The sequence below is a fragment of the Streptomyces asiaticus genome, assembly GCF_018138715.1.
GTDB classification, from domain to species: domain Bacteria; phylum Actinomycetota; class Actinomycetes; order Streptomycetales; family Streptomycetaceae; genus Streptomyces; species Streptomyces asiaticus.
Genome location: NZ_JAGSHX010000006.1, coordinates 19,578 through 40,321, shown reverse-complemented (window position 1 = coordinate 40,321; position 20,744 = coordinate 19,578). Strand labels below are relative to the sequence as shown.

Annotated in this window: 10 protein-coding genes; 3 read left to right on the top strand and 7 right to left on the bottom strand. The window is 70.0% G+C overall.

Annotated elements, in window-relative coordinates:
• Position 1: 1 nt before the first annotated feature.
• From KHP12_RS50825 to KHP12_RS07885, 3 genes are all read left to right on the top strand, one after another.
• Complete coding sequence (locus tag KHP12_RS50825; protein WP_246648470.1) at positions 2–11,113, top strand: type I polyketide synthase; 11,112 nt, start codon at positions 2–4, stop codon at positions 11,111–11,113.
• A 145-nt stretch (positions 11,114–11,258) separates the two neighbouring features.
• Complete coding sequence (locus tag KHP12_RS07890; RefSeq protein ID WP_086883493.1) at positions 11,259–12,695, top strand: tryptophan 7-halogenase; 1,437 nt, start codon at positions 11,259–11,261, stop codon at positions 12,693–12,695.
• A 15-nt stretch (positions 12,696–12,710) separates the two neighbouring features.
• Entirely contained in the window at positions 12,711–13,979 is a 1,269-nt protein-coding gene (locus KHP12_RS07885) for a cation:proton antiporter (RefSeq protein ID WP_244203041.1), read from the top strand.
• A 40-nt stretch (positions 13,980–14,019) separates the two neighbouring features.
• On the opposite strand, the gene KHP12_RS07880 is transcribed toward KHP12_RS07885, so the two are convergent.
• From KHP12_RS07880 to KHP12_RS07850, 7 genes are all read right to left on the bottom strand, one after another.
• A complete protein-coding gene (locus tag KHP12_RS07880; RefSeq protein ID WP_244203042.1) occupies positions 14,020–14,994 on the bottom strand; it encodes an LnmK family bifunctional acyltransferase/decarboxylase in 975 nt (324 codons plus the stop codon).
• A 49-nt stretch (positions 14,995–15,043) separates the two neighbouring features.
• The gene (gene hisC / locus KHP12_RS07875) at positions 15,044–16,111 is read right to left on the bottom strand and encodes a histidinol-phosphate transaminase (RefSeq protein WP_210608734.1); all 1,068 of its coding nucleotides are present in this window, start codon (positions 16,109–16,111) and stop codon (positions 15,044–15,046) included.
• 75 nt (positions 16,112–16,186) lie between these two features.
• Positions 16,187–16,444: an acyl carrier protein gene (locus KHP12_RS07870; RefSeq protein WP_086883764.1), complete on the bottom strand. Its 258-nt coding sequence runs from the start codon at positions 16,442–16,444 to the stop codon at positions 16,187–16,189.
• Positions 16,445–16,464: 20 nt separating this feature from the next.
• On the bottom strand, positions 16,465–17,541 hold the full coding sequence (gene dmpG, locus KHP12_RS07865; RefSeq protein WP_372455291.1) for a 4-hydroxy-2-oxovalerate aldolase: 1,077 nt from the start codon (positions 17,539–17,541) through the stop codon (positions 16,465–16,467).
• Positions 17,541–18,449, bottom strand: coding sequence for an acetaldehyde dehydrogenase (acetylating) (locus tag KHP12_RS07860; RefSeq protein ID WP_086883766.1), 909 nt, complete (start codon positions 18,447–18,449; stop codon positions 17,541–17,543). The genes dmpG and KHP12_RS07860 overlap by 1 nt, the downstream gene beginning before the upstream one ends.
• A 77-nt stretch (positions 18,450–18,526) precedes the next feature.
• Entirely contained in the window at positions 18,527–19,315 is a 789-nt protein-coding gene (locus tag KHP12_RS07855) for a 2-keto-4-pentenoate hydratase (protein ID WP_086883767.1), read from the bottom strand.
• A gap of 18 nt (positions 19,316–19,333) precedes the next feature.
• Positions 19,334–20,320: a class I SAM-dependent methyltransferase gene (locus KHP12_RS07850; protein WP_211832168.1), complete on the bottom strand. Its 987-nt coding sequence runs from the start codon at positions 20,318–20,320 to the stop codon at positions 19,334–19,336.
• Positions 20,321–20,744 lie beyond the last annotated feature (424 nt).

Here is a 20,744-nt window from a genome sequence, read left to right as displayed (position 1 = left end):
GATGTCGGACCACGAAAAGCTCCTCGGCTACCTCCGACGGGTGACCGCCGATCTACATGAGACCCGACAGCGCCTCCACGAAGTGGAGGCGGCGGCGCACGAGCCGATCGCGATCGTCGGGATGAGCTGCCGCTACCCCGGGGGTGTGCGGACTCCCGAGGAGTTCTGGGAGCTGCTGGCCGGTGCACAGGACGCGATCACGGCCTTTCCCGAGGACCGTGGCTGGGACGTCGACGCCGTGTACGACCCGGATCCCGACCGGCCGGGTACCTCCTACACCTGCGAAGGCGGTTTCCTCAGCGACGCGGGGGACTTCGATGCCGACTTCTTCGGGATTTCGCCGCGTGAGGCGCTGGCGATGGACCCGCAGCAGCGGCTGCTGCTGGAAACGTCGTGGGAAGCCATCGAACGGTCGGGCCTCGATCCCGCGTCGCTCAAGGGAAGTCGGACCGGCGTCTTCATCGGAACCGTCACCCCGCACTACGGTCCGCGCCTGCACAGGGCCACCGACGGTGTCGAGGGACACCTGATGACCGGCACTGCCCTCAGCGTCGTGTCCGGACGCCTCGCCTACACCCTCGGGCTGGAGGGTACCGCGGTGACCGTGGACACGGCCTGCTCGTCCTCACTGGTGGCCCTGCACCTGGCCGTACGGTCCCTGCGCCAAGGCGAGTGCTCCGGCGCGCTGGTCGGCGGCGTCACGGTCATGTCCACGCCCGGTACCTTCATCGGGTTCAGCCGGCAGCGCGGGCTCGCCCCGGACGGCCGGTGCAAACCCTTCTCAGCCGCCGCGGATGGCTTCGGGCTCGCCGAAGGCGCCGGCGTGCTGTTCCTGGAGCGGCTGTCCGACGCGCACCGCAACGGCCATCCGGTGCTGGCCGTCGTACGCGGCACGGCGATCAACCAGGACGGGGCCAGCAGCGCGCTGTCCGCGCCGAACGGTCCCTCGCAGCAGCGGATGATCCGGGCGGCGTTGGCGGACGCGGGGCTCACCGCGGCTGAAGTCGACGTCGTGGAGGCGCACGGTACGGGTACGACGCTGGGCGACCCGATCGAGGCGCAGGCGCTGCTGGCCACGTACGGTCGCGACCGGGACGGAGACCGGCCGTTGTGGCTGGGGTCGGTGAAGTCCAACATCGGGCACACCCAAGCCGCCGCGGGCGTGGCCGGTGTCATCAAGACGGTGCTGGCCATGCGGCACGGCGTGCTGCCGCCCACCCTGCATGTCGATGAGCCGTCGCCGCACGTCGACTGGTCGGCCGGCCACGTCCGGCTCCTCACCGAGGCCACCCCCTGGCAGCCGGGTGAGCGACCGCGCCGGGCAGGTGTCTCCTCGTTCGGCATCAGCGGCACCAACGCGCACGCCATCATCGAGCAGGTGCCCCACCCGCTGGAGGGCGAGGCGGACGGCGCATCGGATGACGACGCCGTACCGCCCGCGGTGGCCTCGGCATCGCTCCCACTCGTCCCGTGGGTGTTCTCGGCCAGGTCCGCGGCGGCTCTGCGCGGCCAGGCCGCCCGGCTGCTGGACCATGCGCGAAGGCATTCGGGGGTTGCCGCGGTCCACACCGGCCTGGCCCTCGGGACCACCCGGACCGTCTTCGACCACCGCGCGGTGGTCCTCGCGCCGGACCACGCGGGCGCCGTACACGAGCTGGAGAAGTACGTCGCGGACCCAGACACTCCGGGGCTCGTCACGGGCGTTGCACGACACGGCACCGCGGTGGCGCTCGTCTTTCCGGGACAGGGATCGCAGTGGGCCGGGATGGCGGCGGAACTGTTGGACTCCTCGCCGGTGTTCGCGGAGCGGATCGGCGAGTGCGCCGTCGCGTTGGCGCCGTATGTGGACTGGTCGCTGCTGGACGTCCTGCGGAGCACCGACGGGGACGGCTGGTTGGGCCGGGTGGACGTGGTGCAGCCGGTGCTGTGGGCGGTCATGGTGTCATTGGCCGAGCTGTGGCGTTCGTACGGCGTGGTGCCGGCGGCGGTGATCGGTCACTCCCAGGGGGAGATCGCGGCCGCGTGTGTCGCGGGCGGGTTGTCGCTGAAGGACGCGGCACGCGTGGTTGCGCTGCGCAGTCGGGCGTTGCGGGCACTGTCGGGCCGAGGCGGCATGGTGTCCATCAGCCTTCCTGTCGCCGAGGTGCGGGAGCGGCTGTCCGCGTGGTGCGAACGGCTGTCGGTGGCGGCGGTGAACGGATCCTCGGCCGTGGTGGTGTCGGGTGACACCGACGCGCTCGAGGAACTGCTGGTGCGGTGCGAACGTGACGGAGTACGGGCACGCCGGGTTCCGGTGGATTACGCCTCGCACTCCGCACATGTGGAGGCGATCGAGGACGAGTTGCTTCGCGACCTCGCGGGGATCGCTCCGCGGTCGTCGGCGGTGCCGTTCTATTCGACGGTGACCGGCGGGGTGCTGGATACGTCGGAGTTGGATGCCGCCTACTGGTATCGGAACCTGCGGCAGACGGTCCGCTTCGATGAGACGGTACGGGTTGTGCTGGGCGAGGGTATCCAGGTGTTTGTGGAGGTCAGCGCCCATCCGGTACTGACCATGGGGATCGAGCAGACAGCTGATGACCACGGAACGCGGGCGACGGTGGTCGGGTCACTGCGCCGTGACGAAGGTGGGCCGGCGCGGTTCCTGAAGTCTGTGGCCGAGGCGTACGTGGGTGGCGCCGACGTCGATTGGCGGGAGGTGTTCACCGGTACCGGTGCGCGCCGTGTGGACCTGCCCACGTACGCCTTCCAGCGTCGCCGCTACTGGCTGGAGTCCGAGACCACTGAGGCCGATGACGTGTCGTCGGCCGGGCTGGCCTCGGCAGGGCTGGCCTCGGCCGGGCACCCCTTGCTGGGAGCCGTCGTTCCCTTGCCCGACTCCGATGGTCTGCTGCTGACGGGCCGCCTGTCGCTTCGTACCCATGCCTGGCTCGCCGACCATACGGTGCTGGGCCGTGTCGTCCTGCCCGGCACGGCGTTTGTCGAATTGGCGTTGCGGGCGGGAGACGCCGCCGGATGTGATCGGCTGGAAGAGCTCACGCTCGAAACGCCGTTGGTGCTGCCCGAAGAGGGCGCGGTCCAGGTGCACCTGGTCGTGAGCGGGCCGCAGGAGGCGGGACACCGCGAATTCAGCGTATACGCGCGCCGCGACGACGCGCCGAGCGAGTCATGGACGCGTTACGCGCGAGGCACACTGACCGCCGCGCTGAGCCCGGCGGCGGCCTCCGCGGATCTGAGCGTCTGGCCGCCGACCGGCGCCCAGGCGGTCGAGACCGCAGGGCTCTACGAGCGGCTGGCGGTCACCGGGCTCGCGTACGGCCCGGCGTTTCGTGGACTGCGGGCTGCCTGGCGCCGGGGTGATGAGCTCTTCGCCGAAGTGGCGCTGCCGGAAGACGTACGAACCGAGGCGAGCCGGTTCGGGGTACATCCCGCGTTGCTGGACGCGGCGCTCCACGTCTGGTCGGTCCACCACGGTACGGACACCGATACGAATACCGGGGGAGTCCGGTTGCCGTTCGCGTGGAGTGGTGTCTCGTTGTACGCGGTCGGGGCTTCGGTGGTGCGGGTGCGGCTGGCGCCGGCCGGCGATGGCGCGGTGTCGGTAGTGCTGGCCGACGGGGCGGGAGTGTCGGTGGCGTCGGCGGACGCCTTGGTGACGCGTCCGGTGGGGGAGGGAGAGTTCGCGGCCGCTGCCGGCGTGGGGGAGTCGTTGTATCGCGTGGAGTGGGTGCCCGCGTCGCCGGCCGCGGGGCTGGAGGTTGGAGTACAGGGGTGTGCGTTGGTCGGCGAGGATGATTTGGGGCTGACCGAGGTGCTGGGGGCGGAGGGGTTCGCGGATTTCGATGAGGTGGGCGAGTGCGTGCCCGATGTTGTGGTGGTATGCGCTTGTTCTGTTGGTGATCGGGGCGTCGTGTCCGGGGTGAGCGCGGCGGTTGACCGGGTTCTGCGCTTGGTACAGGGGTGGCTGGCGGAGGAGCGGTTCGCCGGGTCGCGGTTGGTCGTGGTCACGCGGGGCGCGGTGGCGGTCGAGGCCGGTGAGGATGTGCGTGATCTGGCCGCGGCCCCGGTGTGGGGACTGGTGCGCTCGGCGCAGGCCGAGCACCCGGAGCGGTTGGTCCTGCTGGACGTGGACGACGCCGGCGCTTCGCTGGACGCCCTGCGCGAGGCGGTGCTGACCGGGGAACCCCAGGTGGCCGTGCGCAGGGGTGAGGTACTGGTGCCGCGCCTGGCTCAAGGCGCGGCGAGTGGAGTGTTGGTGCCCGTGGCGGAGGGACAGCCATGGCGGCTGGAGCCTTCGAGGGAGCGGACGCTGGAGGGGTTGACCCTGGCGACGGCCGGGGACGCGGCTCGTGAACTGGGTGAGTTCGAGGTGCGCGTCGCCGTGCGCGCGGCGGGACTGAACTTCCGCGATGTGCTCATCTCGCTGGGCATGTATCCGGACCACCGGGCGCTGATGGGAAGTGAAGGAGCCGGTGTCGTGGTGGCCACCGGCCCGGGGGTCGAGTCCTGCGCCGTCGGCGATCGCGTGATGGGCCTGTGGACCGGCGGTTTCGGGCCGCTGGCGGTGGCCGACCACCGCACCTTGATCCGGATCCCGGACGGCTGGTCATTCGCCGAAGCCGCGTCCGTTCCGGTGGTGTTCGTGACGGCGTTGTACGCGTTGCGCGAGCTGGCGGGTGTGCGGCCCGGTGAGTCGCTGCTGGTGCACTCGGCGGCCGGTGGGGTGGGGATGGCGGCGGTGCAGCTGGCGCGGGTGTTCGGCCTTCGGGTTTTCGCCACCGCCGGCCCTGGTAAGTGGGACGTATTGCGCGGTCTGGGAGTTGACGGCGCGCATCTGGCGTCGTCGCGGTCGCTGGAGTTCGAGCAGCGGATCCGCTCGGTATCGGGTGGTCGTGGTGTTGATGTCGTGCTGGACTCCCTGGCGGGTGAGTACGTCGACGCCTCGCTGCGGCTGCTCGGCGAGGGCGGGCGCTTCATTGAGATGGGGAAGGCGGACGTGCGGTCCGCCGACGAGGTGGCGGCGGCGCACCCCGGTGTGACATACCGGGCGTTCGACTTGATGGAGGCGGGGCCGGAGCGCGTCGGGGAGATGCTCACGGAGATCGTCGGCCTTTTCGAACAGGGTGCGCTCCAGCGATTGCCGACGCGGGTGTGGGATGTGCGCCGGGCGGGTGAGGCGTATCGGTTCATGCGCGAGGCGCGGCATGTGGGGAAATTGGTGTTGAGCGTTCCGGCCGCCTTGGATCCGGAGGGGGTTGTGCTGGTGACGGGGGCGGGGGGCGTGTTGGGCGGTTTGGTGGCTCGGCATCTGGTGGCTGAGCGCGGGGTGCGTCACTTGCTGCTGGTCAGCCGACGTGGCTCGGCGGGCGAGGGCATGCCGGAGCTCGAAGCGGAGCTGACGGGCATGGGGGCGTCGGTGACCGTCGCCGCATGCGATGTGGCGGATCGAGACGCCCTGGCGGAGGTGCTGGCGCGGTTGCCCGGCGGGCGTGGTGTGACGGGCGTGGTTCATGCCGCGGGGGTGTTGGACGACGGGACCGTGGCGTCGCTGACGCCGGAGCGGGTTGCCGCGGTGCTGCGGGCGAAGGTGGCCGGGGCGTGGAATCTGCATGAGTTGACGCGGCGCCACGATGTCGCGGTGTTCGCGTTGTTCTCGTCGGCCGCCGGTGTATTGGGCTCGGCGGGGCAGGCGAATTACGCGGCGGCGAATACGTTTCTGGATGGGCTTGCCGCGCATCGTCGTGCTCTGGGTTTGGCCGGCGTGTCGTTGGCGTGGGGCATGTGGGCCGAGCGTTCCGGTATGACGGAGCACCTCGGCGAGGCGGATTTGTCGCGTATGGCGCGAATCGGTGTGGTGCCGTTCTCGTCCGACGAGGGGCTGCGGCTTTTCGACGCGGCGCACACTCTGGCGGAGAGCCTGGTGGTACCCGCCCGGCTGGACACCGGTGCCCCGGCCGCCTCCGGCACCGCGGTGCCCGCCATGCTCAAGGGACTCATACGACGGTCGATCCCCGCACGACGCGCCCTCATCCATGCCGAAGCGCTCCGCGCGGTCGACCAGGCCACCGAATGGCGGCAGCGGTTGCTCGGCATGAGTGCCGCCGACCGCGGCCACACCGTGCTGGAGCTCATCCACGCGCAGGTGATGACCGTGTTGGGGCACGCCACGCCTGACGCGGTCGAGTCCGACCGGGCGTTCAAGGATCTCGGTCTCGACTCGCTGACCGCCGTCGAGCTGCGCAATCTGCTGAGTGCGACGACCGGGCTGCGCCTGCCCGCCACGCTGGCCTTCGACTACCCGAACAGCAAGGCACTGAGCGAATACATCATGGCCGAACTGGTGGGGCAGGCCGACGCCGACGGCGCGGCGGCGACGTCCTCCCCGGTCGGCGGAAGCGATGGCACGTCCGACGACGACCTCATCGCGATCGTCGGGATGAGCTGCCGCTACCCGGGCGGCGTGATGTCCCCGGAGGAACTGTGGCAGCTCGTCGTCTCCGGTGGGGACGCGATCGGCGGACTGCCCACCAACCGCGGATGGGACCTCGACGGCATCTACGACCCGGACCCCGACGCGCCCGGTAAGACGTATGCGCGTGAGGGCGGGTTCCTCTACGCCGCGGGCGAGTTCGACGCGGAGTTCTTCGGGATCTCACCGCGTGAGGCGTTGGCGATGGACCCGCAGCAGCGTCTGGTGCTGGAGACCTCGTGGGAGGCGCTCGAACGCGCCGGGCTGGTCGCGTCGTCGCTGCGCGGCAGCAGGACAGGTGTCTTCGTCGGCTCCCACTACCAGGAGTACGGCCCGCGGCTGCACGAGGCGGTGGAGGGTTCCGAAGGCCACCTGATGACGGGGAACGCGGCCAGTGTCCTGTCCGGGCGCGTGGCGTACGCCTTCGGCTTCGAAGGGCCCGCGGTGACGGTGGACACGGCGTGTTCGTCGTCGCTGGTGGCCTTGCATCTGGCGGTGCGGTCGCTGCGTCAGGGCGAGTGCGACCTGGCGCTGGCCGGCGGTGTCGCCGTCATGCCGAATCCCGGCCCGCTCATGGGTTTCAGCAGGCAGCGCGGTCTGGCACCCGACGGGCGGTGCAGGGCGTTCGCGTCGGGCGCGGACGGGACATCGCTCGCCGAGGGGGTGGGGGTGTTGGTGGTGGAGCGGTTGTCCGATGCCCGGCGGCGGGGGCATCGGGTGCTGGCGGTGGTGCGTGGTTCCGCGGTGAATCAGGATGGTGCGTCCAATGGGCTGACGGCGCCGAACGGTCCGTCGCAGCAGCGGGTGATTCGGGCGGCGCTGGCGGATGCGGGGGTGTCGGCGGCGGAAGTCGACGCGGTGGAGGCGCACGGTACGGGGACGAGGCTGGGGGATCCGATCGAGGCGCAGGCGTTGCTGGCGACGTATGGGCGCGAACGGGCGGGCGGAGGTCGGCCGTTGTGGTTGGGGTCGTTGAAGTCGAATATCGGGCACACCCAGGCGGCCGCTGGTGTGGCCGGCGTGATCAAGGTGGTGCTTGCGCTGCGGCACGGTGTGCTGCCGCCCTCGCTGCACATCGACGAGCCGACGCCGCACGTGGATTGGTCGGCCGGTGGGGTGGAGCTGTTGCGGGACGCGGTGGAGTGGCCCGCGGAGGGAGGGCCGAGGCGTGCGGGTGTGTCGTCCTTCGGGATCAGCGGGACGAATGCGCATGTGATCGTGGAGCAGGCTCCGCAGGAGGAGCGTGTGGAGGCGTCAGAGGCGTCAGAGGCGTCAGAGGCGTCAGAGGCGTCAGAGGCGTCAGAGGCGTCAGCGGATGACGCGGGTGTGGTGGCGTGTGTGGTTTCCGCGCGGTCGGAGATGGCGTTGCGCGCCCAGGCGGAGCGTTTGGCGGAGTTCGTGCGGGCTGATGACGGCCTGTCGCCCGTGGAGGTGGCGTCGTCACTCGTGACGTCCCGGTCGGTGTTCGAGCACCGTGGTGTGGTGGTGGCGGCGGGGCGTGATGGGCTGTTGGCGGGCCTGGCGGCTTTGTCGTCGGGCAAACCGGCGGCTGGTGTGGTGCGCGGCGCCGTTCTTCAAAACGGGACGTCGGCGGTGTTGTTCTCGGGGCAGGGCAGCCAGCGCATCGGCATGGGGCGGGAGCTGTACGAGAGCTTCCCGGTGTTCGCGGAGGCTTTCGACGCCGCGTGCGCGCGGTTCGACGCCCTGCTGGACCGGTCGTTGCGGGAGGTGGTGTTCGGGGACGTGGACGCGTTGGCCCGGACGGAGTTCACGCAGTGCGGATTGTTCGCGGTTGAGGTGGCTCTGTTCCGGCTGGTGGAGTCGTGGGGTGTGCGGCCGGATTTCGTGGGTGGCCATTCGTTGGGGGAGGTGGTGGCAGCACATGTGGCCGGGGTGTTGTCGTTGGAGGACGCCTGTGCGTTGGTGGCGGCTCGGGGTCGGTTGATGGGGGAGTTGCCTGTGGGCGGGGTGATGGTGTCGGTGCGGGCGGCGGAGGCGGAGGTGTTGCCTCTGCTGGCGGCGTATGCGGAAGAGGTGAGCGTCGCGGCGGTCAACAGCCCCGGGTCCGTCGTGCTCTCGGGAAGGGAAGCGGCGGTGGCCGAGGTGGTAGGGGTGTTGGCGGAACGGGGCGTGGAGGCGAAGCGGCTGAGGGTGTCGCACGCCTTCCACTCGCCGTTGACGGAGCCGATGCTCGCCCCGTTCCGCGAGGTGGTGGACGGGCTCTCCTTCCGCGCGCCGCGCATTCCGGTGGTGTCGAATGTGACGGGCGCGGTGGCCTCGGCCGACGAGTTGTGCGCGCCTGATTACTGGGTGCGGCATGTGCGGGAGACGGTGCGCTTCGCCGATGGGCTGGCGGCCCTGGCCGGGCAGGGAGTGACGACGTTCGTCGAACTCGGTCCCGACGGTGTGCTTTCCGGAATGGGGCACGAGTGCCTGCCCGATGCGGTGTTCGCGCCGGTCCTGCGGAGGGACGTGGACGAGACCGGCTCCGTCGTCGACGGGCTCGCCCAGGCGTACGTGCGGGGCGTGGCTGTGGACTGGGCAACCGTCATCGCTGCCGGCGGCTCGTCGCCGCGGCGGGTGGACCTGCCCACGTACGCCTTCCAACGGGAGCACTTCTGGCTGCGCTCGACCGCCGAGACCGCTGCGACGACAGCCGGTGACGCGATGCCCGGGGGCCTGGCGGACGCCGGTTTCTGGGAGGCGGTGGAGCGTGGTGACGCGAGCGCGCTCGCGAGCGAGCTGTCGGTCGAGGACGGAGACGGCGCTGGTGAGTCGCTGGCGGCGGTGCTCCCGGTGCTGTCGGCGTGGCGGCGGCGTCGGCGGGAGCTGGAATCGGTGGACGCCTGGCGCTACCGGGTGGCGTGGTCGCCGGTGGGCGGTGGGACGGGCACGCTGACGGGGGCGTGGCTGGTGGTCGTCCCCCAGGAGCACACCGGGGACGCGTGGGTGTCGCACGTCGTGAAGTCGATGGCGGAGCGCGGGGCGTCCCCCGTGGTCGTGGAACTGGCGTCGGGCGCCACGGACGGCGACGCGGTGGCCGGACCGTTGCGCGCGGCGCTGGCACGGGCCGGCGACGCGGGTATCGTCGGCGTGCTGTCGCTGCTGGCGCTCGCGGAGGGACGGCACGCGGTGCATGGGTCGGTGCCGCTGGGGGTGGCGTTGACGCTGGCCATGGTGCAGGCGGCGGGCGAGGTGGGGGTGCGGGCCCCGGTGTGGTGCGTCACGCGCGGGGCCATGTCGGTGAACGGCGCGGAGCGGGTGCGGAGCACGGAGCAGGCCGGGGTGTGGAGTCTGGGACGTGTGGTCGGTCTCGAGGCCCCGGAGCGTTGGGGTGGGGTGGTGGACCTGCCGGACGTGCTGGACGGGTGGGTCACGGATCGTCTGGCATGGGTGCTCGCCGGCGGCTCGGGGGAGAGCGAGGTGGCGGTCCGGGGCGCGGGTGTGTTCTGCCGCCGTGTGGTGCGGGCCGCCGCGGGCGGACACCGCGGTGCGGGGTGGCGGCCTTCGGGGACCGTGTTGGTCACCGGCGGTACGGGAGCGTTGGGCCGGCACGTGGCGCGGTGGCTGGCACGCGCCGGCGCCGAGCGCTTGGTTCTCGTGTCCCGCCGCGGCCCCGGTGCCGACGGGGCGGACGACGTGCGCAAGGAACTGGAGGGGCTGGGTACGCGGGTGGAGTTGGTGGCCTGCGACGTGGGTGACCGGATGGCCGTGGCTGAGCTGGTGTCGGGCGTGGCGGCGCAGGCGCCGTTGACAGGAGTCGTTCACACGGCCGGGGTCCTGGACGATGGGGTGCTGGAAGGGTTGACCGTGGAGCGGTTCGAGGAGGTTTTGCGGTCGAAGAGCGAGGCGGCGTGGCATCTGCACGAGGTCACGCGGGACTTGGGGCTCTCGGCGTTCGTGTTGTTCTCCTCGTTGGCGGGCGTCGTGGGTTCTGCCGGGCAGGCGAACTATGCGGTGGCGAACGCGCTAGTGGACGCGCTGGCTGAGCAGCGGCGGGCCGAGGGGCTGACGGCTACCTCGGTGGCGTGGGGGCCATGGGCCGACGAAGACATGGCCGTCGGCAGCGGCGAGGCCGGCCACGACGTCCGGCGCGGTGGTCTGGCCCCGATGGACCCGCGGTCGGCTCTCAGGGCGATGGAGCGGTCACTGGCGGAGGGCGAGACCTCTGTCGTCGTCGACGCCGACTGGCAGCGTTTCATCGGTGCGTTCGAGGCCCGCCCCCTGGAACGGTTGCTCAGCGGCATCCCGGAAGTGCGGCAGCTCATGACTGACGCGGCCGACGACACCGACGTGGCGCGGGCCGGGGATCCGGCCGCCCTCGCCAGGCGCCTCCGATCCCTGCCCGAGACCGAACGGAGCCGGGAGCTGCTGGAACTCGTGCGCGCCCATGCCGCCGCCGTGCTGGGGCACACCGGCGTGGACGCGATTGCCCCCGGCCGCCGCTTCACGGAGGTGGGATTCGACTCCCTGACCGCCATGCGCCTGCGCAACCGGCTCGGCGCGGCCACGGGCATCCAGCTCACCGCCGCGACGGTGTTCGCCCACGCCACGCCGACCGCTCTGGCCGACTACCTGCTCGCCACGTACGCGGCTCCCCCCAAGCGACCGAGGCCCCGGCTGCGGCCACGAGACCGGGCATGACGGCGTCGGTCGCGACCGACGCGGGCTGAGACACGTTGTGTAACGGTGGCTCTCGCCGATGCCGGGCTCACTGCCGAGCGTGATGATGGCAGAGATTTGGAGAACCCCTGCCCACCGGCGAACGATATGAGAGGCAGCGAAAGGCGTGAATTCTGCTGTTCAGTCAGATTATGACGTAGTGGTCGTCGGGGGTGGTCCTGGTGGATCCACGCTTTCGACACTAGTGGCACTCCAGGGCTATCGGGTGTTGCTCCTGGAAAAGGAGGAGTTCCCGCGGCACCAGATCGGCGAGTCGCTGCTCCCATCCACTGTGCACGGGATCTGCCGCCTCCTCGGAGTCACGGATGAGCTGGCGAATTCCGGCTTCATGAAGAAGCACGGAGGTACCTTCCGGTGGGGGCTCAACGCTGAGCCCTGGACCTTTGATTTCTCCGTTTCCGAAAAGTTCTCGGGCCCGACCTCCTACGCCTACCAGGTCGAGCGCATGAAGTTCGACAAGATCCTCCTGGACAATGCCCGCAGCAAGGGTGTGGACGTCCGTGAACGCAGCGAGGTCGTGGGCGTTCTCGAGGAGGAGGGCCGGATCTGCGGTGTGCGGTACGACGACGCCGAAGGCGTCCGGCGGGAGGTCCGTGCCAGGTTCGTGGCGGATGCCTCGGGAAACAAGAGCCGCATACACAAGCGGATCGGCGGTGCGCGCAAGTACTCGGACGTCTTCCAGAACATCGCCCTATTCGGCTATTTCACAGGCGGAAGGCGAGCGCCTGCCCCCTGGACGGGCAACATCACCTGCGCGTCATTCGATCTCGGCTGGTTCTGGTACATTCCCCTCTCCGATGAGCTCACCAGTGTCGGTGCGGTGCTGAGGCGTGAGGCGCTGGCACGCCTCCAGGACGGGCCCCGGGACAAGGTGTTGGAGGGTCTGATCGACGAGTGCCCGCTCATTGCCGACTACCTGTCGGAGGCGGAGCGCGTCACGGAGGGGCCGTACGGGCAGGTCCGCGTCCGCAAGGATTACTCCTACATTCAAGAGAATTTCTGGCGGCCCGGCATGGTGCTGGTCGGCGACGCCGCCTGCTTCATCGACCCGCTCTTCTCCTCCGGCGTTCATCTGTCCACATACAGTGCCCTGTTGGCGGCCCGATCGATCAACACCACACTGCGCGGCGCCATCGACGAGGCTTATTGCTTCCGCGAGTACGAAACCCGTTACCGCAGGGAGTACGACGTATTCCACGACTTCCTGGTCGCTTTCTACGACCTACAGAAGGACGAACACGCGTACTTCCGTAAAGCGAAGAGTGTCATCGGGAGTTCTGCCCCGGCGGCGGAGTCATTCGCGGAATTGGTGGGCGGCGGCGCGTCCAATGAGGAGGCGCTGATCGGTACCGCGCCCTCCGTCAGCCAGGAACGCAGGGCGGATCTGCTGGAGCGGTCGCGGAAGATCCATTGGCAGGGATCCCGGGTTCAGGTCCAGGCGCTCTTCGGGGAGAGCGTGGGGGACGCTCCCCTGTACGAGGGCGGTCTGGTCGAGTCACCCGACGGCATGCACTGGGCTCACCCTGAACAGCCCGCTTCCTGAGGGACGGGACCCCATGTGCTGACTACTCACCAGGTTCAGTGGTTGTTCCTCGGCCTCGTCGCCGTCCTCGTTCTCGGCAGGCTGTTCGGTGCCGGGGCCCGTCTCCTGCGACAGCCTGCGGTGGTCGGGGAGATCCTGGCCGGAATCCTCATCGGGCCATCGCTGTTCGGGGGTGCCCTCGCGGATTTCCTGTTCCCCGCGGACACTCGCCCGCTGTTGGCGGCGTTTGCCAACGTCGGCCTCGCCCTGTTCATGTTCGTCATCGGTTATGAGCTGCCGTTCGACGAATTGCGTGGCAAGGCGCGGGTCGCCCTTCGGATCTCGCTCTGTTCCGTGGCGGTGCCCTTCGTCCTCGGTGTGCTGCTCGCGCTGTACCTGGTCCGCGATCACCACGTGCACAGCCAGACCGGTTTCGTGCTCTTCCTGGGCGCGGCGATGTCGGTCACGGCGTTCCCGGTGCTGGCGAGGATCTTGACCGACCGCGGACTGGACCGCACCCGTCTCGGTGGCATCGCCCTGGCCGGCGCGGGGATCGGCGACGTTCTGGCCTGGCTGCTTCTCGGCCTCGTCGTGACCGTCAACGGGGGCACCGGTCAGGCGCGGTTGCTGCTGGTGCCCCTCGGCCTGGCCGCGATGGTGACGTTGGTACGCCCGCTGCTGCGCCGGGCGTTCACCGCAGTGGACGGGAACGGGGGCACGACCGGCCCACTGGTGGCCGTCATGGCTGGGCTGATGCTCTCCTGCTGGGCCGCCGAGTGGGTGGGGATCCACTTCATCTTCGGGGCCTTCCTTTTCGGTACGGTGACACCCCGCACTGAGCGGGCGGATGTCGGGTCCGAGCTCACCGGACACATCGAGTCGATCAGCAGTGTTCTTCTGCTGCCCGTGTACTTCGTCCTGTCGGGAGTGCGGGTGGACCTCTCCGGGATCGGTTTCGCCGGATTCGGGGAACTGGTCCTCATCCTGCTCGTGGCACTCGCCGGAAAGTTCCTCGGTGCCTTCGCGGGTGCGCGGCTGAGCGGGATTCCCAGGCTCCAGTCGACGGCCCTGGCCGCGTTGATGAACACCCGCGGTCTCACCGAGATCGTGCTGTTGACCGCGGGTCTCGAACTGGGCGTCATCGACGCCTCTTTCTACTCCCTGATGATTCTCATGGCTCTGGTGACCACCGCCATGACCGGGCCGATGCTTCGCTTCCTGGAGCGGCGCGCCGGTGGGGACGCGCGACAGCTCGGAGAGTTCGAGTACGAGCGGCAAGGCTTCCGCGGGTTCGTCGCCGGGTAGCGGTCGAGCGCGGTGCTGGTACCGGTCCGGAGGGCGGATGTCACGTCGACGCGTCCGCGGAGGACGCGTCGACGTCGATCTCGATGCCGGCGACGGCGAGCAGACGACCCGTGCCGGAGTCACACATGGTCATGTCGGCGATCTCGATCCGCGGCTGTGCCGTGCTGCGCCACCTGCGCACCGTGATGGTGAACACCGCGCCGGGGTCGGCGTTGCCGAAGTACCCGACCTTCTGGTCGACCACCTTGCGCCGCAGGAACTGCTCGTCGCCACGGCCGAGCGACCGCCATACGCGCAGCAGCGCCGTATCGAAGATCGAGAAGTATGAGGCGAAGTACACCAGCCCGGCACCGTTGAGGTCGCGCACGACGTCCAGCGTGTACTCGGACGTGTGGGCCGGCCCGGCCGCGGCGAGGCCGGGCGGCCCCGCCGAGTAGAAGCTGCCCGTCTCGCGGGCGCGTCCGACGAGGGTGCGCGGCGAGTGGGAGTTGGGCAGCCGGGGGAGGCCGCTGTAGGAGAAGTCCGGCGGCGCGACCTGGGACAACTGCCGGTTGCTGCTCGGGCGGCTACGAGCGATCCAGCGGTTGAAGTTCTCGGCGTAGAGACAGTCCGGATGGGGGCGCTCGTACAGCTCCGCGGGATCCAACGGTGCGTCGGCCAGGCCCAGCCCCGCCGGCGCGAGCCGGTGGAGCGTGATCACCGACTGGCTGCCGAACTCGAACACCCGGGAGGTCACCTGGAGTTCATCGCCGAAGCTGAGGCCGTGTGGATGGACGACGTCCCCGCCGCGTACGTGGAAGTAGTAGAAGGACAGGTAGGCAGGCTGCCCCTCGGAGGTGCGGGCCGCGTGAACATTGGTGTGGCAGGCGGCAGCCACCGCCTCCCAGGTCCAGTCCCCGATCTGACCGAAGATGAGTGATCCGCCACTGCACATGCCCGGGGCGACGACCACGTGGCGGGACAGCGAGCTGTCGTCAACCACCCGGTCGGGCCGCGTCGTAGTGCTCTGATGCACCGTTCTCTGCCTTTCTGATCGGCTGAGTGAGCCATTTCGCGGGGTTGGCTCACCAGGGGTGCGTGAGCCATTCGGCCGATGCGGCGAGGAAGGCGTCGTTGTCCTCGGCGCGGCCGATCGACACGCGCACGCCCTCGCCCGGAAACGTCCGCACGGCGACGCCCCTGTCCGTGCACCACCTGCCGAACGCGGCCGAGGCATCGCCCAGCCGGAGCCAGAGGAAGTTGGCATGGCCGGCCGGAACGTCCTGGCCATGGGCCACCAAGGCGTCCCGGACTCGACCGCGTTCCGCGACCGTGGCGTCCACGCGGCGCAGCAACTGGTCCTCGAGGCCGAGGGCCGCCACGGCCGCTCGCTGCGCGATCCCGTTCACCGCATAGACGAGGCAGGCTTTGCGCAGCTGCTCGACCACGCGGGGATCGCCCACGAGGTAGCCGACCCGGAGGCCGGCGAGTCCGTACGCCTTCGAGAACGTGCGCAGTACCACGAGATTCGGGTGCGCCTCGCCGAGGTCCAGGCCACTTGAGGCGGCCGGCTCGCGCGCGTACTCGTAGTACGCCTCGTCGAGGGCGACCAGGCAGGTCGGCGGGGTGCGCGCCAGGAACTTCCGCAGCTCCTCCCTGGCGACCACCGTGCCCGTCGGATTGTTGGGATTGCAGATGAGGACCAGTCGGGTGGCGTCGGTGATCCGGTCGGCCATGGCCGGGAGGTCGTGCGCCTCCTCGACCAGGGGCACCCGCACGGAGCGCATGCCGGCGAGGTCGGCGAGAACGGGATAGAGCTCGAACGACCGCCAGGCGTAGACGACCTCGGTGCCGGGGTCGCCGACGGATTGCAGCAGCGTCTGTAGGAGCGCGACTGACCCCGCGCCCACCACGACCCTGTCTTCCGTGATGCCGTGCGTTCGCGCGATCGCGCGCGTCAGCTCGCCGCACCCCGGGTCGGGGTAGCGGTTCACCGTCGAAGCCGCCGCCGCGATCGCTTCTACGATGCCTGGCAGCGGGCCGTGGGGAGATTCGTTCGCCGACAGCGGGCGTGTGCGCGCCGCTGCCGCATGCACCCCTTCGGTCGGCTGGTACGCGGTGAGACGGCCGAGGACCGTGCGGAGTCGAGGCAAGGACAAAGGGGCTCCCAAGCACGCGAGGCCAGTGCGTCGTGATCTGGCAGGTGATCCGGCGGTCGCGGGACGGACTCAGGGGCGCCCCTCGGCGGCCTCGACTCCGGCGTGCGGCAGCCGCTCCTCCAGCAGACGTACGACATCCGCGATCGTGGCGGCGTCCATCAGCTCGTAGTCGTGGATCTCGATGCCGAGCCGGCCGTGCAGCAGCGCCGCCAGTTCCACCGCCGTGAGGGAGTCGAGACCCACCTCCTCGCGGCCGGCCGTCGGCACGACCTCTTCCTCCCTCATCTGGAGGTCGCCCACCAGGATGCCTTTGAGTACCTCGTACATGGCTTGTTCCTCTTTCGCTGTCACACCTGACCGGAAGCCCGCGATTCCCCGGCGGGCCGACCGCTGTGGGCCCCCTCGCGCAAGGCGAGTGCGACGTCCACGATGAGGTCTTCCTGGCCGGCCACCGCTTGGCGCTCGCCCAGCTCGAAGAAGACGTCGCGCGGGTCGACCCCCTCGCGCCGGGAGATGTCGAGGACCCGGTTCTTGAATCCGGAGAACACTCCGGACAGGCCGCTGACGACACCGACGGAGTCGATGGCCGGCGGGGCGGGCATCAGCTCGCGTCCGGCGATGTCCGCCGCGTCCAGGAGACCGTACAGATCGATGCCCGTGGCGAATCCCATCCGCTCCAGCACGGGTACCAGGACTTCGAGCTGGGTGTTGCCGGCTCCCGCTCCGAAGCCCCGGGCGCAGGCGTCCACGATGCTCGCCCCCGCCTCGACCGCGGCGACCGAGTTGGCCACGGCCATGCCGAGGTTGTTGTGACCGTGGAACATCACCGGTACGTCGACGGCGTGGCGGATGGCGCCGATGCGCTCCGCCACGTCTGCCGGGAGGAAATGACCGGAGGAGTCGAGAATCCCCACCCCGCTCGCCCCGTACTCCACGAGCCGGGCGCACTCCTCCGCCAGTTGCCGGGGACTGGCCATGTGGCTCATCAGGAGGACGCCGTGCGCTTCGACACCGGCGTCGCGGAGGAAACCCAGATACCGCTCGGCGAGGTCCCCCTCGGTGCAGTGCGTGCCGATCCGCACCACGTCGACGTCGTGGGCGATGGCCTTCTTGAGATCCTGGACGGTGCCCCATCCGGGGATCATGAAGACGCCCATCCTGCTGTTCGGCAGGGCCTCCCGCACGACGGACAGCATCTCGTCGTCGCCGAGCCGAGCCTGGCCGGCCTGGAGGGAGGACGCGCCCAGGCCGTTGCCGTGCCCCACTTCGACCACCGGAACACCCGCGGCGTCCGCGGCGGCCGCGTACCCGCGCAGTTGGTCGGGGCCGAGGTTGTGGCGGACCGCGTGATGTCCGTCGCGCAGGGTCGGATCATGGACGAGAACCGGCTTCCGCCCGCCGCTCTCCCTGTCTGCCGTCCGGATCACGACATCACCGCGCCGGCAGTCGAGAGGTGGGACGCCGCGTACAGTTCGGCGACGTGAAGCGCGGCGGAGTTGATGATGTCGAGGTTGCCCGCGTACCGCGGGATGCGGTCACCGGATGAGGCGACCTCGATGGCGATGAGGGCCTTCCCGTCGTCCACGACGCACGCTGCGACCTCGAAGCCACCGGCGAATGCCCGGACCTGCTCCGTCGCGGTCGCCACGGCCGCGCGCACCGATTCCGCGGTCAGCTCTTCCCCCAGCACGGACATGGCGACTCGGAAGGTCGCCGGCGGCCTGGCGGGGCTCACGTTGAGGATCGCCTTGACGTCCTTGACCCCGGTGAAGTCACGGACCGCGTCCTGGGTGGTCTCGATGTACTCGTCGAGATTCAGCCGGGTGGACCGGCCCACGCTCAGACTGGCCGCGGTGGTCACCACCTCGACGTAGTCGACCCGATGCTGCCGCGCGATCGCGTGCAGGATCGGTATCGACGCCTGACCGCCACAACTGATCATGTTGATGTCGCCGTGGTCCAGGACGTCCGCCCCGTTCACAGTCGGGACCACCATCCGCCCCACCTTGCTCGGCGTCAGATCGACGAGCATCGCCCCGAGGGGCCTCAACCGCTCCGCGTGCTCGGCGTGCGACGCGGCGTTGGTGGCGTCGAAGACCACGTCGAACGGGTCTGGAGCGTCGACCAGGGACTGGACGCCGCCCGTCGCGGTCGGCAGCCCGAGCCCGGCCGCGTGCCGTAGACCTGGTGTGTCGTCGTGGCGTGCCACGACCAGTCGGCAGTCGAGGGAACGCGAACGCATGATCTTGGCCGCCAGGTCGACTCCGATGAGGCCGGCGCCGAGCACCGCCGCGGATAGTCGTCCGCTTCTCCCTCTGGCTGTACTGCTCATGGCTGTACCGCCCTTCCTTGTGAGCAGACCCGCCTTGACGAGCCCGGGTACGGCGTTCCGGTCCGAAGGACGGTTGCCTAGGGGCCGTCCACGTGCAGAGTGATGGAGCCCAAGCGGTCGAACTCGGCGATGAACGTGTCCCCGGGACTCATCGGGACCGCGGCGTGGAGCGCCCCCGTCATGATCAGCTGCCCGGCTTCCAGGGACACCCCGCGCTCGCCGAGCACGTTCGCCAGCCATGCCACGACGGTGACCGGATCTCCCAGGGCCGCGGCGCCGGCGCCGGTGGCCACGATCTCGCCGTTGCGCGAGAACACCATGCCGATCAGACGGGGGTCGCAGCCCGCGGTGGAGACGACGGGCCGGGCCAGAGCGACGGCACCGTTCGACGCGAGATCGGCGATGGTGTCGGCGAGTCCGATGCGCCAGTTCTCGATCCGGGAGTCGACGATCTCCAGCCCCGCCATGACCTCCGCGACGGCTCCGCGCGCCTGCTCCAGCGTGACACCGGGACCAGTGAGGGACGAGCCGAGACGGAAGACGATTTCGGCCTCCACCTTGGGCGCGATGAACGAGTCGCACGACACCGTCGCCCCGTCGGCGTACACGGTGGAGGCCAGCACGGGGCCGTAGTCCGGCGTGTCGACGCCGAACATGTCCCGCATCGGAGCGGACGTGAGGCCCGCCTTGTACCCGACGACGCGGTCGCCGTCCGCGACGAGCATATGCACGAGTTCACGCTGGACGGCATATCCGTCGTCCATGCCCAAAGCCGGGTCCGCGTCGGTGAACGGCGCGATGGGTACCCGCTTCGCGCGCGCCTCGTAGAGGGCTCTCGCCCTTGCCACGGTGTCTTCGGCCGACATCCTCACAGCGCTCCCGTCCTATCCGGCGGCCACGAACATCCGGCTGCCGGGCATCCGCAGCGGTGTGCTGGTCACGTCGGAGAACCCGGCCCGACCGAACGCGGCGCGCCATTCCTCCTCGGGTGGCAGCCGTACGTCCATCGAGCTGGAGTGCAGGTACGTGAAGAGCGCGCTGAAGCTCCGCTCCCTCGGATCGGCGACGTAGGGCACCGCGTCGGTCACCACGAGGCACCCCCCGTCCGCGATCGACGCCCGGCAGGCGCGCAGAACGCCGTCGAGCACATCGGGCCTGCTCACCACGTCGTGCATCACGAATCCCGCGTGCACGACGTCCGCGTCCCGCACCGGCGAGTGATCTTCCACGAGCGATTCGATCGAGCGGTTCACCACTTCGAGACGATCGCCCACCTCGGCCCGCCGGGCGGCTCGTTCGGCCTCCTCGCAGGCCGCCGCGCTGAGGTCCAGTGCCAGTCCGGTGCTGTCCGGTAGCGCGGTCAGCAGATGGATCAGCAGACCGCCGGCTCCCGCGCCGAGATCCACGATCCGCCGCGGTTTGCGGCCGGTGATCTCCGAGATGACGCCGGGGTAGAAGCCGTACGACCCGATCCAGCGGGACGAGACCGCCACCCGGCGCCCGTCCCGCTGGTACTGCGCGCCTGCCGCCGCCGGCTCGCGGAGGAACGACGTCGCGTTGTCGATGTACGGGCGGTTCGCATTGAGCGCCCAGGAGAGGTAGCCGGCCGCGTACCGGCGGTCGGCCATGTCGGAGCAGGGCAGGAAATGGTGCGGGTCCTCGCCCCGCTCCACCAGTCCCGCGCAGAGCAGTGCGTCGAGAAACGCCGTGGCACCGGACTCCGGCACGTCGGCAGCGGCCATCACCTCGTGGTGAGTGAAGGGCGAGGCCCGGTCCAGGAGGGTGGAAAGGCCGAGGCCCTCGGCGATCTCAAGGAGAGCGGCGTCAGCGGCCAGATCGGCGGCGGTCTCCCTGGAGTCGGTCCTGTTCATGCGTCGCTCCCGAATCGAGGAGGGTACTTCTCGAAGTAAGGCGTCATAAGGCGTCCCGCGCATGTGAGCCGGGTCCATGTGTCATCATTCGGCGACCCGCGGCCAAAGACATCGGTGACGACCGCCGTTACGGTTGCACCACCCCACGGCCGGACACCGGCGGGGCATCGTCGAGACCTTTCCGGCCGGCCCGGGTTTCCCGCTGAGAGCTCTTCCGCGTGCCCTCCGCGAGAGGCGGCACAAGCGCCGCCCGTGGCCGACGCAGCTGACGGGACGACGGGGGAACCGCGGGGGAGAGCCGTAACTGTGGCTCCTACCGATGCCGTGAACAGGCGTGTCCTTGGAGCATCGCCCCGTTGGAGTGGATGCACGGTTTGGTTGGCGCCTGGATCCCTGGCCGCCGTCGGGATCGCGACTGCCCGAA